We start from the raw sequence: 15,982 nt of genomic DNA on the forward strand, positions 1-15,982 counted from the left end.
GCTCCACCTGGCCCCGGCCTTTTCATCTTTCCCTTTTGACCCCCTGCACGGAGGCGGCACATGCTCGTCCATACGGAAGGTGAATCCAACACGTCCGAAGCCCGAAAGGCCTGGCTGAAAACATCCATCGGGCCGAATTCCGCGCCGCTGCTGGAACGGGACGCAAACGCCTTCCTGCACCAGAGCCTGTCCAGCCCCTGCGTCAGCACCATTGCCAAGGCCGACGGCATCTGGATCGAGGACATGGATGGCCGCCGCTACATGGATTTCCATGGCAACTCGGTGCATCACCTGGGGTATGGCCACCCCAAGCTGGTTGCAGCCATCAAGAAGCAGCTGGATGACCTGCCGTTTGCGCCGCGCCGCTTCACCAATGAACCTGCGGTGGAACTGGCAGAGAAACTGGCGGCAATCACCCCCGGCGATCTGGGCAAGACCCTGTTCACCACCGGAGGTTCCGACGCCAATGAGGTGGCGCTGAAGATCGCCCGCGCCGCCACCGGGCGCTTCAAGACCCTCAGTTTCTGGGATGCGTTCCATGGCGCGGGTTTCGGCGCCGCCTCGGTCGGGGGGGAGGCCACCTTCCGCAGCCACATCGCCGGACCCTTGCTGCCGGGGACGGAGCATGTGGCACCGTTCAGCCCGTCCAACTGCGCCTATGGCCACAAGTCGCTGGCGGCCAGTGCAGAGGCCTGCGCGCGGATGATCGACTATGTGCTGGGACGCGACGGCGACTATTGCGCCTTCATCGCAGAGGCGATGCGCGCGGTGCCGAACGTGCCGCCGCCGGGGTTCTGGAAATCGGTGCGCGAGATCTGCGACCGTCACGGGGTGCTGCTGATCCTGGACGAAATCCCCACCGGGCTGGGCAAGACCGGGCAGATGTTTTCTTTCCAGCATGACGGAATCGTGCCGGATATCGTGACACTGGGCAAAGCGCTGGGCGGCGGCATCCTTCCCATCGCCGCCTGCGTGGCGCGGCGCGATCTGGATGTCTGCGGCGATTTTGCCATCGGCCATTACACCCACGAGAAGAACCCGGTCACGGCCCGAGCGGCCCTGACCACGCTGCAGATCCTCGAGGAGGAGGGGCTTGTGGAGCGCGCCGCCGAACTGGGCCGCCACGCACTGGAGCGTCTGCGCGACGCACTGGGCCAGGTGTCCGTTGTCGGTGATATCCGCGGCCGCGGGCTGATGTTCGGGGTGGAGATCGTCGAGGACCGGCAGACCATGGCGCCCGGCATCGCCAAAGCAGAACAGATCTACTACGCCTGCCTTGAAGGCGGCCTCAGCTACAAGATCAGCCAGGGCAGCGTGCTGACCCTGTCGCCGCCGCTGACCATCTCCCGCGCGGATCTGGACCGGGCGCTGGATATCGTGATTGCCGCGGTGAAGGCGGCAGACTGACGCCCCATTGTGCGGACCAGTAAGAAGCCCCGGCCACTGCCGGGGCTATTTTGCTCAGCCTGGCAACTTGCTCCGGCTGCAGCGGTTGCGGGAATTAATACATCCCTGACGTGTGTTTCTGGCCTTCCGGGCTGATGCGCCGCTCTTCCAGCCTCCGGTAGAGTCAATGCAGGCCGGTGCCACTTGGTGCCGCAGCCACATGAACCGCCGGCCTGCCGGCGTCTATCTGATGGGAGACTGAAATGACTGCATATCTGAAAACGATGCTGTCCAAACTGCGCGGCGATGAGCGCGGGGTGACACTGGTGGAGTACGGCATTGCCATCGCGCTGGCAGTGGCTCTGGGCACTGCTGCCTTGGACAACCTGGCGGGTGACGTCGGGGACTCGATGGATGCGGCAGGGGCCTGCATGCCGAACTCGGACGGATCCGCGTCGACTTGCTAACTTGTTGCGTTGTCTTCCCGATCCCGATCGGGGAGCCTGGCGGATTCGGGGCTTCGGGGGGAATGCTCCGCATCCGCCAGAAAACTGCCGCTGGCGTTTACCTGCGGCAAGCACGGCAGGAAGCAGAAGCCTGCGGCCACATTTTCCGACGAACAGCCGGGACCGCCCTTCTGCTGCGCCAGCCAGCGACGAAAGGAAACCTGGCATGAATATTTCATCACTTCTCAGCATGATTTCCGGACTGGCCCTGGCGGGCGGCTCTGCCTATGTGGCTAAGGATTACATCGACGGGCAGGCCGTGACCGGCGGCCCTGAAGGGCCGGCGCTGGTCGAAGTTGTGGTCGCCTCTCAGGATATCGCTTTCGGGACGGCATTGACCGCGCAATCGCTGACCACCATTTCCTGGCCGGCCGAGGCCCGGCCCGCTGGCACGTTTACCAGTTTTGACGCCTTGCTTCCGGATACCGGAAAACCGCCGCGCCGCGCCCGCCGCGCGATTGCACAGGGAGAGCTGATCCGGGCGTCCAAGGTCTCGAACTTCGGGGAAAAGGTGACGATCGTGCAGACGCTCAGCCCGGATCACCGTGCGATGGCCCTCAAGGTCAGCGCAGAAACCGCAGTGGGCGGTTTCGTGACCCCGGGCGACAGCGTTGATGTGCTGCTGACCCAGGGCCGCGGTGCCGGGCTGAAAACGGTGACCATCCTGCAGAACGTCCGGGTGATCGGTGTGGACCAGGATGCCAACCAGGAAACTGACCAGCCGGGCGTCGCCCGCACGGTCACGGTTGAGGTCACTCCGGACGGAGGCCAGCGCCTTGCTCTTGCGCAGCGCGCGGGCACGCTGAGCCTGACCTTGCGCAATCAGGAAGCGGCTGCCGAGGAGGTTCCGCTGGAGTCGATCAGCCTGAATGACGTGCTTCGGAATGTGCAGGTGCAGCTGCCGGAACCGGCGGCAGAGCCTGCGCGCAGGACCGTTCTGATCCGCCGCGGCACCGAAGTGTCTGAAACTGAAATCCGCTGATTGAAACCGCACTGAGAGGCCTGCCGGACCATGCGCCAGAACAACCGCATAAGAAAGTTTGCACAGGATGAGCGCGGCACGATGCTGGTCATCTGGGGGCTGACCTTTGTGGTGCTGCTGGGGATTGCGGCGATGTCGTTCGACCTGGGCCGCACGGGCATCACACGCAGCGAACTGCAAGCCTACACCGACAATGTGGCGCTGGCCGCTGCAGGCGAGCTGGACGGCAAGAATGATGCCATCACCCGCGCCCGGGCTGCTGCCGCCAATCTGATCAGCGACCGCAAGACCTTCGGCACCGGCGGCAGCGTGCTGAGCGGGGATACCGATTACACGCTCACTTTCTATTCCGAACTGCCCGATGATGACGCCGCGGCCCTGACCGCTGTCACCGCAGACCCGGCAGAGGCGGCCTTTGTCCGCGCCGTCGCAGCGCCCAGCACGGTGCCCGCCACCTACGGCGCGGTATTTGCCGCGCTGACCGGCCGGTCCCGCCCGAATGAATTGGCGCGGGCCTCATCCGTGGCGGGCTTCACCCAATATGCCTGCGACATTACCCCGCTGATGTTCTGCGTCCCGCCGGGCTTCTCGGCGGACGCCAGCATCGGCGACATGATCCTGCTGCGTTCCGGCGGCAGCGGTTCCGCCTGGGGCCCTGGGGACTTCGGCTTTCTTGATCCGGCCAAGGTGCTGGTCGATGACGAAGGGCCATGCGCGGGGCTCAACGGGGCGCAGCTGGATGCCTGCCTGCTGGGGGCCGAAGGCAGCATCACCCAGTGCTTCAGCCAGCGCGGTGTCGATATCGAGCCGGGGCAGAAAGTGGGCATCCGCGATGCCATCTTCAACGTGCGCTTCGATATCTACAAGGCGATCATGAACGGCAAGCGCAATGACGCCGACTACCCGCCGGCGCCCAATGTCATCAAGGGCATTGTGCCCCATGGCGGCGGCAGCTGCATCGGCAGCAACGAAGACCCGTCGCCGGACACCGTGGGCCTGCCGCGCGATGATTGTTTTGCTGCCGGTGGCTGCGCGCGCTTTGGTGACGGCAAGTGGACCGCCGGGCGGGCCGGCTATGTCGGCACCAACTATGGCGGCGTCGACCCGCACCCCGGGGCCACCACCCGCTATGAGTATTATCTGGAAGAGATTGATGCCGCTGGCGGTCCCGGAGGCGCTGGCGGCATCCTGTCGGGTCTGGCTGAGACCGGCCGCCCGGTGTGCTCACCCAACCAAAGCGCCAGCCCGCAGCGCCGGGTGGTGATCGCCGCGGGAATCGACTGCGCTGCAAACCCGATCAACGGCTCGACCTCCGATGTGCCGGTGCAGGAATTCGTGAAGATCTTCCTGACCGAGCCGGTGGGTGACGACGGCGCCTCGCCGCCAACCCTGGATATCTGGGGCGAGGTTGTGGGCAGCGCGGGCGGCGGGGCCGGGGGCACTGGTGACGCCGGTATCTTCCGCGATGTCGTGCAGCTCTACAGGTGATCGGGATGGCTGGCAAAACACATTTCTCCGGCGGCTGGACCGCCTTTCGCAAGAGGGAAGAGGGCGCGGTGCTGGTGGAGTTTGCACTGATGCTGCCGGTGATGCTGCTGGTTTTTGCGGTGATCATCGAGGGCGGGCGGATGATGTGGTCCTACCAGGCTGCAATCTCCGGCGTGCGCGATGCAGCCCGTTACCTGGCGCGGGTGGCGCCGCAGAACATCTGCTCCTCCGGCGGCACTGTGGACGCGCACCAGCCGCAACTGCTGGCGATCGTGCGCGAAAGCATTTCGGGTGATGCGCTGTTTCCGGCCAGCCTTGCGGTGACCTCAGTCACCCCCGGCCTGACCTGCCAGGCGGGCAATTACCGGATTTCGCCTGCGCCGGTTGTGACGGTGCGGGCCAGCCTGACTATGACCTTTCCTTTTGCGGGTGTCTTTGAACTGAACGGCGGCAGCCGTGCCACCATCAATACGGTCATCACCGACCAGAGCCGGGTATTCGGAACATGAAGGCACTGACGAAAGAATATGCAGCGCTGCGCCGGTTCCGCCGGGATCAGGAGGGCGCCGCGCTGGTGGAGCTGGGCGTTGCCATCCCGCTGTTTCTGCTGTTGTTCATGGGCATCATCGATTTCGGCCGCATGGCATTTCACTATGTGGTGGCGGAACGGGCGATGAATGTGGCCGCCCGCGTGGCCGCGGTGCGGCCGCCGGCCTGCGCCGGGGTGCCGGAATTTCACCGGCGCGACCCATCGGCCACCGGCACGCCGCCGGAGTTCGGCACCTCCTGCCGGGCCGGGACGGACATCTGCCTGGATGCGGGCACGGTGACCTGCGCGGGCAGTGCGGCCAATGCCACGGCAAATGAAATCTGGGGCCTGGTTCGCGGCGCGATGCCGCCGGATGCCACCATCGCCGCGCTTTCGTTCAGCTACAGCTACGACGGCAGCCTCGGCTTTCTGGGCGGGCCTTACGTGCCCGTGGTCACGGTGGAGCTGCAAAACCAGACATTTCAGTTCGTGTCGCCGCTGGGGCGGCTGGCGGCGCTGGCCGGTGCGGCGGGGGGATCCGGCCTGGGTGCTGCGGTGCCGTTCCCGCCGATGAGCGTCTCTTTGCCGGGTGAGGACCTGGCACTGGGCCAGAGCGGCTGAAGCGACAGAGAAAGGAGAGGCCGATGCAGGCTGAAACACAATCCATTGCGGTCATCTCAAAGGATCCGGCTGTCTGTGCGCTGGTTGCCAGCGTGGCGCAGTTTCAGCCCGGGACCGGAGTGCAGAAATACGCATCCGCGCTCACCGACATAAACGGCACCGCGCTGCAGCTGGCCAAGGACAACGATCTGATCATTTTCCGCGCCGGGGCAGATGCGGCCGCCGACGCTGTGGCGGTCAGGGAGATGCTGAGCCACACCGGCGGCGATGCGCGGATCCTGGCCCTGGCCGATACCCGCATGCCCTTTGCTGATCTGCGGCTGCTGACAGAGGCCGGGGTGCTGGATGTGCTGCCGGAAACCGCTTCCGTCGACGAGATGTCGGCGGCGATCCGCAAATGCCTGAAGGCAGAGGAGGCGCAACCGGCCCCCGGCGGCACTGCCCGCGGCAGCCGCGAAGGCATGGTGGTTGCAGTCAGCCAGTCCTGCGGCGGTGCGGGGGCGACGACGCTGGCTGTGAACCTGGCGGACTGCCTGACCCGGCGCCGCGGCTTGCGGCGGCGGGAGGCGGAGTTCAAGGTCGCTCTCCTGGATCTGGATCTGCAATTCGGCGCTGTCGGCAGCTTCCTCGACTTGCCGCCGAACCGCTGTCTTTACGAACTGGCAAGCGAGGGGTTCGTTCCCGACGATGTCTTTGCCGGACAATCCATGAGCGAGGCCGCCCCCGGACTGTGGGTGCTGGCAGCCCCGGCGGAGATTGCCCCGCTGCATGCGCTGAAACCGGAACAGGTGCAGGCGCTTGTCGCGCACATGCGCCAGCAGTTCGACTTCGTGGTGATCGGCCTGCCGCGGGCGCTGGCGGAATGGCTGACGCCGGTTCTGGAAGCCAGCGAGCGGCTGCTGATGGTGACCGGCAGCTCGGTGCCTGCGATCAGCCAGGCGCGGCGGCTGCTGGATTTCTATGCCGAGGCCAGCATGAGCTTGCAGACCGACATCGTGATCAGCCGCGAACGCAAGCCGCTGTTCGCTGCAAGCCACCACAAGGAAGCCTCCAAGCTGCTGCAAAAGCCGTTCAAGTACTGGCTGCCCGACGATCCATCGGCCGCTGCTGCCGCGGCGGACCGCGGCGTGCCGCTGTCATCTGCCGCCGGCCGCTCCAGCCTGGCCAAGGCGATCCGGCGGCTGTCATGCGACCTGATTGAAACAAGAAAAGCCCGCACCAGCGCGGCGCAGCCTCAGCAGGGAAAGGCGGTTTGAGATGTTCAGGAATTTTGGCAAACGAACAGAAGATGCTGCCCCGGACACGGTGGTGCGGCTGTGGCCGGAGGCGGGCGCGCAGCCGCCTGCAGCAGAGCCGGACACCAGCGAGGAAACCCGCAAGCTGACCGCCTTTCTGGAGCTTAAAAGCCGGATGCATGAGGCGGTGATAGACCGGCTGAATCTGGCAGTGATCGACAAGGTCGAGCCGGAGGAACTGCGCCGCGAGGTGGCGGCGCTGGTGAGCGATGTGCTGGCAGAGGAGAACAACCCGCTGCGCGCCGATGAATTCCGCCGCCTGGTGGATGAGCTGATCGACGAGGTTCTGGGGCTTGGCCCGCTGGAGCCATTACTGGCTGATCCCGGCATCAACGACATTCTGGTCAACGGCCATCAGACGGTCTTTGTCGAACGCGGCGGCGTGCTGGAGCAGACCGGCGTGCGGTTCCGGGACGAAAAGCATCTGCTGCGGATCATTGACAAGGTGGTCTCGCGCGTTGGGCGCCGGGTGGATGAGAGCAATCCTTGGGTGGATGCGCGGCTGGAGGACGGCAGCCGGGTCAATGCCATCATCCGGCCCTGTGCCATCGACGGTCCGTCGCTGTCGATCCGCAAGTTCGCCCGCGATCCGCTGACGATGGAGAAACTGGTGGCGGGCAACGCGCTGAACGGGCGCGCTGCGGCCTTTCTGCAGGCGCTTGTCGAGGCACGGGTCAATATCCTGATCTCCGGCGGCACCGGCTCTGGCAAGACCACCATGCTGAATGCGATATCCGCCGGTATCGACCCGCGCTCGCGGATCGTCACCATCGAGGATGCGGCAGAGCTGCAGCTGCAGCAGGCCCATGTGGTGCGGCTGGAAACCCGTCCGCCCAATCCTTCCGGCGGCGGCGCCGTCAGCCAGCGCGATCTGGTGCGCAACGCGCTGCGGATGCGGCCCGACCGGATCATCGTCGGCGAGGTGCGCGGCGCCGAGACCTTCGACATGCTGCAGGCGATGAACACCGGCCACGACGGTTCGATGACCACGGTGCACGCCAATTCCGCCCGCGATGCGCTGGGCCGGATTGAGCAGATGGTCTCGATGATGGGGATGGAGCTGCCGCTGGCGGCAATCCGGGCGCAGATTGCCTCCGGCCTGCAGATCATCGTGCAGCTGGCCCGCCTGTCCGACGGGCAGCGCAAGGTAATCAGCATCTCCGAACTCACTGGCCTGGAAGGGGAAGTGATCACGATGCAGGACATCTTTGTTTTCCGCCGGATGGGCAAGACGGCGGATGGCGGCATCGCGGGTGAATTCATCCCAACTGGCATCCGGCCGCAATGCGCCGCTCTGCTGGAGGCGGCGGGCGTGGGCATTGACGGCAGCCTGTTCCAGCCGGAGGGCGCCTGATGCTGAAGGAAATCTTGAACGGCGTGCACAGCTGGAATGGCCAGCTGGGGGGCTACGCGGTCTATTGCGGCATTGCAGTCGGGGTTTTGCTGCTGATGTCCGGGCTGCGGCAAATGCTGGGCCGCAAGGGCCGGTCGGCAGCCTCCCGCAGCCGCCGGATGCGGATGATTGCACAGGGGCGCAGCGGCACTGATCGTCTTGCCATCCTCAAGCCGCCGCAGCAGCGGACCGGATGGCGGCGCATTCCGGTGGCGGGGGATCTGCCGCAGATCCTGCGCCAGGCGGATGTGCCGCTGAGCCCAGGCCTGTTCTGGCTCGGCTGCACTGCGCTAACCGTCCTGGTTTCGGTTGCCGCAGCGGGATATGCGGGGTTGCCACAGGGGCTTGCGATCGGGGGGCTTGCCGGCTTTGGCGTGCCGTTTGCGCTGCTGCTCAACCTGCAGCGCAAGAAGATGGACAAGCTGATGCACCAGCTGCCGGACGCGCTGGAAATGCTGGCACGCGGCCTCAAGGTGGGTCACCCGCTGAACAACTCGATCGGTATCGCCGCCCGCGAGATGCCGGACCCGGCAGGCACCGAGCTGGGCATCATCTTTGATCAGGTGACCTATGGTGACGACCTGCCGGATGCGGTGCAGGAATTTGCCGACCGGACCGGGCTTGAAGACGCGCAATACCTGGCCGCCAGCATCAGTATCCAGCACGGCACCGGCAGCGATCTGTCGGTGATGCTGGAAACCCTCGCGCGGGTCATCCGCAGCCGCATTGTCCTGCGCCGCAAGGTGCATGCTCTGGCCTCCGAGGGGCGGTTGACTGCCTGGATGCTGTCGGCCCTGCCGCTGGTGATCTTTGCCACCGTCTCGGTGCTGACGCCGGACTACTACGCGGGCGTGGCAGAGGATCCGCTGTTCCGGCCGATGATGGCCGGAATCGTCCTGCTGACCGTTCTGAACGCGCTGATGCTGCGCAAACTTGTCAATTTCAGGATCTGACCGGGGAGGCCTGCCATGGAGGAATATGTCACAGGGGTATTGACTGGAACCGGGCTGGCGCCTGGTGCGCTGGCCGCCGCCGCGGTGGCCGCAGCTGTACTATTGATCTACTTTGGTGCTGCTGCCGGCATGGCCCGGAAATCGCCCGCTGCGGCGCGGCTCTCGTCGCTGGGGGAGACCCGCCGCCGGCAGTCCCGGGACTTGGCGCTGCTGAAGGCGCCTGCTGACCAGCCTGGCGGGCTGATGAAGGCCTTTGTGCCTGCCAGCCTGACGGAACGGTCGGAACTGGAGAACAAGCTGTCCCAGGCAGGGTTCTCGCAGGCCGGGGCGCTGCGCGCGTTCACGCTGATCCGGGTCTTGCTCGGGCTGGCACTGCCGGGGGTGCTGCTGCTGGTCATCGCCGCCGCCAAGACACCGGGTTTATTGCCGGCCAATCCAGTGACCGCGCAGGTGGCGGGCTGGACCAACATGCAGGTGTTCCAAGCGCTAAGCGGGCTGGTGGGGGCGGGTTTCTTTGGCCCGGTCTATGTGCTGAACGCCCGCGCCGCTGCTCGCCGCCGCCGGATCGAGGAGGCTTTCCCCAACGCGCTGGACCTGATGCGCATCTCGGTGGATTCCGGACTGGGCTTCGACGCCGCCATGACCCGGGTCGGCAACGAACTGGCGCAGGTTTCGCCGGATCTGGCCTTTGAGCTGCTCAGCGTCCAGCGGCAGATCCAGGCCGGCCGGGCGCGGCAGGATGCGCTGCTCGATATGGCCAGCCGAACCGGCGTCGAGACGGTCCGGTCGTTTGCCAATGTGGCCCTGCAGTCAATGCAGTTCGGCACCAGCATGGCGGCGGCGCTTGCGACGTATTCCGAGGACCTGCGCAATCAGCGGGAAATGCGCGCGCAGGAAATGGCCAGCAAACTGCCGGTCAAGATGTCGGCGGTTCTGGCCTCCCTGATGCTGCCTGCGCTGATCATGATTACCATCGGCCCGGTGGTAATCCGCTACATCCGTTTCATTGCGAACTGATTCGAAACCAATTTGGACAATTGCCGGAAATGGTTGCGATTGGTTCGGGCCCTTAAGTCCAAAAGACTGAAAAAATCGCCCTAGGATTGCAAATTTGCGCGGCTGGACGCAATTTTCGTCAAATTCTTGACGCAATTGAATGGGCCGGCCAGCATGAGGGGACGCAATAGGGGGTTGATAGGTACGGGCGCTTGCTAAGTTACTAAAAGCGCTATGTTAAAAGTTAACATTGCTGTGGGGGGACGCGCGTTATGGGGACCAATGCGCATTTTGACACCCACACCATTCGGGCTGCTGAGGCCGGAATGATTGCGCCAATTGCGCGCTGGTGTGAGTGTTTGCACGGCTGTGCGCCTTTCAGGGACGCGTTGAGCGGACTGGCGGCGGCCATTAAAGGGGAAGCAGCTGCAATTTGCAGGGTATCAACCGGCCAGGGCCGGGCTTCCGGATCGGTTTTCTTTGACAGGGCTGCGGGCAGCGGAAACGGACCGCCACTGGAGCGCTCTTTTGCCCGCTCGGTGCTGGGCAGCTATCTGGACAAGGCCAAACCTGGTGCGATCTGGTACAAATCCATGAGCGACGAAGCGGCGGATCCGGTTCTGGACCGGTTCCACACGTCCCGCAATATGGTGGAACTGGCGGTGATCCCGCTGTCGTCCGGCAAGCAGCACACCGATTTCCTGGAGGTTCATTTCTCCTCCCGGCCCGGTGCGGTGCAGCAGGCGCTGCTGAACATCATCTCCGGCACCTTGGTGAGGACTTGGACCAACCGGTCGCCCGGGCTCTACGCCGAGGCCTGCCTGACAGAGCGGCGCGCGGCCCGCGGATCCGGTGTCCAGGCGCATCTGCTGAGCATGGAGAACCCGGCCCAGCTGAGCCGCGCCGAGTACCGCGTCTGCGTGCTCTTGAGCAAAGGTCAGACGGCCAAGCGGGTGCAAACGGATCTTGGAATCTCGAAATCGACGCTGCGCACACATTTGCGAAACATCTATGCCAAGACGCAGACCGGCAACATGAGCGAACTTGTTTACCGGCTGGTCTCTGTCGACAGCTTCTCGGGGCAGGTGCCGCGGCGCATTTCGGCGGCATGACGGCGGGAGCCGATCTCCTGCCGCTGGCTGCGGCCACGCCGGTTCTGATCCTGGCCGCAACGGGGGACCTGCGGCACCTTCGGATATCCAACCGGCTGATGCTGGGATTGGCTGCGGTCTTTCTGCTGACCGCGCCGCTGCTGCCGTTGGCGGAAACCGGGCTGCGCCTGCTGGCAGCCAGCATTGTTTTTGCCCTGTGCTTTGCGCTGTTCTGCGGGCGGGTGCTGGCAGGGGGCGACGTCAAGATGATGGCGCTGGCCATGCTGTTTGTGCCGTCCTCCGCGCTGGCGGCCTTCGGCTGGAGCTTTAGCGCCGCAATGCTCACTGTGCCTCTTGCACTGACTGTGCTGGGCCGGATTGAGGCCGCTGCCGCCTGGCGGCATTGGGCTTCGCTTCAGACGCCGGGGAAGATGCCGATGGGGGCAGCCATTTCCCTGGCTTTGATGCTCTTGCTGATTGTTCTGGCTGCCAAGGCGTGATCCCGCACTGATGCAGAAACCTCAGCGGGCAGGCGGAAAAACTGCCGTCCGCTTGACTGTTCCATAGACAAAACTGGTGTCGATCGAGGCAATGCCGCCAACCGGGTGGATACGGTTTCGGATAAACTCCTCATAGGCCTCCAGATCCGGCACCAGCACCCGCAGCTGATAATCCATCGCGCCGGTCAGCACGTGGCATTCCAGAACTTCGTCGATCAACTGCATCTTGCGCTCGAAATTCTTCACATCCACTTCGCCGTGCCGCTCCAGCTTGATACGGACAAAGACGGTGATCGGCAGCCCGTAGGATTTGGCATCAACCACCGCGCTGTAGCCCTGGATCACCCCCTGGGCCTCTAGGTTGCGCACGCGGCGCAGGCAGGGGGAGGGGGAGAGGCTTACTGCCTCTGCCAGGTCCTGGTTGGTCATTCGCCCGTCCCGTTGCAGGGCGCGGATGATCTGGCGGTCCTTACTGTCCATTTCGCACTCCTGATTGGCAGAATCTGCCAAAATAGTTACCTATATAGAAATAATTCGCAATCCGTTGCCGGTAAAATAGGCGGATGATGCCTGTAACAACAGACAGGAGCATCCCATGAAAACCTCCGGCGGCTTTGCCACTCGTGCCATCCACCACGCCTATAATCCGCAGGACAACGAAGGCGCGCTGACGCCGCCGCTGCACCTGACCTCCACCTTCACATTTGAGACCGCCGAGGCCGGCGGCGAGATGTTCGCAGGCGAGCGGCAGGGCCATATCTACAGCCGGATCTCCAATCCGACCTGCGACCTTCTGGAGCAGCGGATCGCCACGCTGGAAGGCGCCGAGGCGGGGCTGGCTCTCAGCAGCGGCATGGGGGCCATCACTGCGGTTCTGTGGACGCTGCTATCACCCGGTGACGAGGTCATTGTGGACAAGACGCTTTACGGCTGCACCTTTGCCTTCATGCGCCACGGGCTGGCGAAATGGGGCGTTACCATCACCCATGTCGACATGACCGACATGGAGAACCTGCGCGCGGCAGTTTCGGACAAGACCCGCGTTGTGTATTTCGAGACCCCGGCCAACCCGAACATGCGGCTGGTGGACATCGCAGCGGCCTCAGAAATTGCCCATGCCGCAGGCGCGCAGGTGGTGGTCGACAACACCTATGCCACCCCCTATCTGACCCGCCCGATCGAACTGGGTGCCGATATCGTGCTGCACTCGGCCACCAAATATCTGGGCGGCCACGGCGATGTGGTGGCGGGCCTTGTCGCCGGCACCGCCGAGCAGATCGGTGAAATCCGCCTGGTCGGCATGAAGGACATGACCGGCGCGGTGATGGCGCCCTTCAATGCCATGCTGATCCTGCGCGGCCTCAAGACCCTGGCGCTGCGTATGGACCGTCACTGCGCCTCTGCTGTGACCGTGGCCGACTATCTGGCCGCCCATCCGGCAGTGAAATCGGTTTCCTTCCCGGGGCACGAGAGCTTTGCCCAGACCGATGTCGCCAAGCGCCAGATGGCGCAGCCCGGTGCCATGATCGCCTTTGAGGTCGAGGGCGGCCTGCAGGGCGGCATCGCCTTCATGAACGGTTTGCAGATGATCCAGCGGGCAGTCTCGCTGGGCGATGCGGAAACCCTGATCCAGCATCCGGCCTCGATGACCCATTCGACCTACACCCCGGAGGAACGCGCCGAGCACGGCATCAGCGACGGGCTGATCCGCCTGTCCGTGGGCCTGGAAGAGGTCGAGGATATCCTCGCCGACCTGGAGCAGGCCTTGCCCGCTCCCATGCAGCACGCCGCCGAGTAAGGAGAAAGCCATGCGCCCCGATCTGACCCACCTCAAGACCATCGAGCAGCGGCTGTTGTGGCTGTCGCATTGGATGATTCACAACGCGAACCACATCCGCCCCAAGGCGGACGGGATCAAGATCGGGGGGCACCAGGCGTCCTCGGCGTCGATGGTGTCGATCATGACGGCGCTTTACTTCTCGGCGCTGAAGCCGGGCGACCGGGTGGCAGTGAAACCGCATGCCTCGCCCGTCTTCCACGCGATGCAGTATCTGATGGGTAACCAGACGCGCGAGAAAATGGAGAACTTCCGCGGCTACGGCGGGGTGCAAAGCTACCCCAGCCGCACCAAGGATATCGATGACGTGGATTTCTCAACCGGCTCTGTCGGCCTTGGCGTCGGGATCACCGCGCTGGCTTCGATGGTGCAGGATTTCATCACCGCCAAGGACTGGGGACAGGACGCCCGCACCGGGCGCATGGTGGCGCTGGCAGGTGATGCCGAGCTGGACGAAGGCAACATCTACGAGGTGCTGCAGGAAGGCTGGAAGAACGATCTGCGCAACACCTGGTGGATCATCGACTACAACCGCCAGTCTTTGGACGGCATCGTCCGCGAGGGCCTGTTTGAGCGGATCGAGAAGATCTTTGACGCCTTCGGCTGGGACGTGGTGCGGGTGAAATACGGCGCCCTGCAGCGCGCGGCATTCAAGGAGCCGGGCGGTGAAGCCCTGCGCGCCTGGATCGACGCCTGCCCGAACCAGCAGTATTCCGCGCTCACCTATATGGGCGGCGCGGTCTGGCGGCAGCACCTGATGGATGACCTGGGCGACCAGGGCGACGTCAGCGCGCTGATTGAGAAGCGCAGCGATGAAGAACTGGCCCAGCTGATGGAAAACCTCGGCGGCAACTGCGTGGAGACGATGGCGGATGTGTTCGCCTCCATCGACCACGACCGCCCGGTCTGTTTCCTGGCCTATACGGTCAAGGGCTGGGGTACTCCGATTGCCGGCCACAAGGACAACCACGGCGGCCTCATGACCAAGGCGCAGATGGCGGAGTGGCAGGCCCATATGGGGGTCGCGGATGGCGAGGAGTGGGAGCCCTTCGCCACCGTTTCCGACTCCGCCGCGCTGCAGGGCTTTCTGCGCCAGGTGCCGTTTTTTGCCGAAGGCCCGCGCCGTCATTTCGACGCGCCGCTGCCGGTGCCGCCGATTGCGATTGATACCTCCCGCGAAATCTCCACCCAAATGGCCTTTGGCAAGATCCTCGATGATCTGTCCAAGGGCGACAGCGAACTGGCGTCTCGGATTATGACCACCTCTCCCGATGTGACCGGCACCACCGGGCTGGGGCCTTGGGTCAACCGGCGCAAGCTGTTTGCACGCGAGGTGCAAAAGGATGCCTTTATTGAGCACCGCATCCCTTCCACCGCGAAATGGAACTTCGCCCCAGAGGGGCAGCATCTGGAACTGGGCATCGCCGAGATGAATCTGTTCCTGCTGCTGGGCGCCGCCGGGCTGTCGCATTCGCTGTTCGGCAAACGGGTGATCCCCATTGGAACTGTTTACGACCCCTTTGTTTGCCGCGGTCTCGATGCGCTGAACTATGCCTGCTACCAGGACGCGCGTTTCATGATTGTGGGCACACCCTCCGGCGTCACGCTGGCGCCTGAAGGCGGCGCGCATCAGTCCATTGGCACGCCGCTGATCGGCATGAGCCAGGACGGGCTGGCGGCGTTTGAGCCTGCCTTTGCAGATGAGCTGGCAGTGATCATGGAATGGGCCTTTGACTACCTGCAGCGCGACGGCGAGGGCGACCCGGATGAGCGCACCTGGCTGCGCGACGAGACCGGCGGCTCGGTCTATCTGCGCCTCACCACCAGCCCGATGGAGCAGCCCGGCAAGCGCGCCGATGAGGACTTCCGCCAGGGGGCCATCGACGGTGGCTACTGGCTGCGCAAACCGGGGCCGAACTGCGATGTTGTCATCGCCTACCAGGGCGCGGTCGCACCGGAGGCGATCAAGGCCGCAGGCATCATCGGTGAAAGCCGCCGCGACGTGGGCGTGCTGGCAGTGACTTCTGCTGACCGGCTGAATGCGGGCTGGACCGCGGCGCAGCGCGCGCGCTCGCGTGGCAACGCCTCCGCGCAATCGCATATCGAGACGCTGATGGGCGGCCTGCCGCCGCATTGCAAGGTGATCACCGTGATCGACGGCCACCCCGCGACGCTTGCCTGGCTGGGCGGGGTTGCCGGCCACCAGACCATCCCGCTGGGGGTGGAGCATTTCGGCCAGACCGGCACCATCGGCGATCTCTACCGCCACCACGGGCTGGATGCCGCGGCCATCGTGGCCAAGGTGAACGGGCTGACTGCCGGCAAACGGGTCAGCAACGCGGTGCCGGCCGGGTAAATGCCCGTCTGAGCTTGCGGGATCAGATTGAAGTGCTGGGGCGGCCGCG

At 64.6% G+C, this 15,982-nt stretch carries 15 protein-coding genes; 14 read left to right on the forward strand and 1 reads right to left on the reverse strand.

Going from position 1 to position 15,982, the window contains the following annotated elements; genetic code table 11:
* Window positions 1-60: 60 nt before the first annotated feature.
* From K3725_RS01975 to K3725_RS02030, 12 genes are all read left to right on the forward strand, one after another.
* Window positions 61-1,407, forward strand: coding sequence for an aspartate aminotransferase family protein (locus K3725_RS01975; RefSeq protein WP_260017193.1), 1,347 nt, complete (start codon window positions 61-63; stop codon window positions 1,405-1,407).
* Window positions 1,408-1,649: 242 nt separating this feature from the next.
* On the forward strand, window positions 1,650-1,853 hold the full coding sequence (locus tag K3725_RS01980; protein WP_260017194.1) for a Flp family type IVb pilin: 204 nt from the start codon (window positions 1,650-1,652) through the stop codon (window positions 1,851-1,853).
* A 205-nt stretch (window positions 1,854-2,058) separates the two neighbouring features.
* A complete protein-coding gene (gene cpaB, locus K3725_RS01985) occupies window positions 2,059-2,874 on the forward strand; it encodes a Flp pilus assembly protein CpaB (RefSeq protein WP_260017195.1) in 816 nt (271 codons plus the stop codon).
* 81 nt (window positions 2,875-2,955) lie between these two features.
* Window positions 2,956-4,362: a Tad domain-containing protein gene (locus K3725_RS01990; protein ID WP_260017196.1), complete on the forward strand. Its 1,407-nt coding sequence runs from the start codon at window positions 2,956-2,958 to the stop codon at window positions 4,360-4,362.
* Between the two features lie 5 nt (window positions 4,363-4,367).
* Window positions 4,368-4,871 (forward strand): TadE/TadG family type IV pilus assembly protein, encoded by a 504-nt coding sequence (locus tag K3725_RS01995; protein ID WP_260017197.1) that lies wholly within the window; start codon window positions 4,368-4,370, stop codon window positions 4,869-4,871.
* On the forward strand, window positions 4,868-5,512 hold the full coding sequence (locus K3725_RS02000) for a TadE/TadG family type IV pilus assembly protein (RefSeq protein ID WP_260017198.1): 645 nt from the start codon (window positions 4,868-4,870) through the stop codon (window positions 5,510-5,512). The genes K3725_RS01995 and K3725_RS02000 overlap by 4 nt, the downstream gene beginning before the upstream one ends.
* Window positions 5,513-5,535: 23 nt before the next feature.
* Window positions 5,536-6,768 carry an AAA family ATPase gene (locus tag K3725_RS02005; RefSeq protein WP_260017199.1) on the forward strand — a complete coding sequence of 411 codons (1,233 nt, stop codon included), beginning with the start codon at window positions 5,536-5,538 and terminating at the stop codon, window positions 6,766-6,768.
* Between the two features lies 1 nt (window position 6,769).
* The gene (locus K3725_RS02010) at window positions 6,770-8,161 is read left to right on the forward strand and encodes a CpaF family protein (protein ID WP_260017200.1); all 1,392 of its coding nucleotides are present in this window, start codon (window positions 6,770-6,772) and stop codon (window positions 8,159-8,161) included.
* On the forward strand, window positions 8,161-9,153 hold the full coding sequence (locus K3725_RS02015; protein WP_260017201.1) for a type II secretion system F family protein: 993 nt from the start codon (window positions 8,161-8,163) through the stop codon (window positions 9,151-9,153). Before K3725_RS02010 ends, K3725_RS02015 begins: the two co-directional genes overlap by 1 nt.
* Window positions 9,154-9,168: 15 nt before the next feature.
* A complete protein-coding gene (locus K3725_RS02020) occupies window positions 9,169-10,170 on the forward strand; it encodes a type II secretion system F family protein (RefSeq protein ID WP_260017202.1) in 1,002 nt (333 codons plus the stop codon).
* A gap of 518 nt (window positions 10,171-10,688) precedes the next feature.
* The gene (locus K3725_RS02025; protein ID WP_260017203.1) at window positions 10,689-11,261 is read left to right on the forward strand and encodes a helix-turn-helix transcriptional regulator; all 573 of its coding nucleotides are present in this window, start codon (window positions 10,689-10,691) and stop codon (window positions 11,259-11,261) included.
* On the forward strand, window positions 11,258-11,740 hold the full coding sequence (locus K3725_RS02030; protein ID WP_260017204.1) for a prepilin peptidase: 483 nt from the start codon (window positions 11,258-11,260) through the stop codon (window positions 11,738-11,740). The genes K3725_RS02025 and K3725_RS02030 overlap by 4 nt, the downstream gene beginning before the upstream one ends.
* A 21-nt stretch (window positions 11,741-11,761) precedes the next feature.
* Here the strand turns inward: K3725_RS02030 and K3725_RS02035 are convergent, their stop codons facing one another.
* Window positions 11,762-12,220, reverse strand: a complete 459-nt coding sequence (locus K3725_RS02035; RefSeq protein WP_260017205.1) for an Lrp/AsnC family transcriptional regulator — start codon at window positions 12,218-12,220, stop codon at window positions 11,762-11,764.
* A 115-nt stretch (window positions 12,221-12,335) separates the two neighbouring features.
* On the opposite strand from K3725_RS02035, the gene K3725_RS02040 reads away from it, so the two are divergent.
* Both K3725_RS02040 and K3725_RS02045 read left to right on the forward strand, forming a co-directional pair.
* Complete coding sequence (locus K3725_RS02040) at window positions 12,336-13,538, forward strand: methionine gamma-lyase (protein WP_260017206.1); 1,203 nt, start codon at window positions 12,336-12,338, stop codon at window positions 13,536-13,538.
* Between the two features lie 10 nt (window positions 13,539-13,548).
* Window positions 13,549-15,933 (forward strand): transketolase, encoded by a 2,385-nt coding sequence (locus K3725_RS02045; RefSeq protein WP_260017207.1) that lies wholly within the window; start codon window positions 13,549-13,551, stop codon window positions 15,931-15,933.
* Window positions 15,934-15,982: the final 49 nt, after the last annotated feature.

It is taken from the genome of Leisingera sp. S132, assembly GCF_025144465.1.
GTDB lineage: Bacteria > Pseudomonadota > Alphaproteobacteria > Rhodobacterales > Rhodobacteraceae > Leisingera.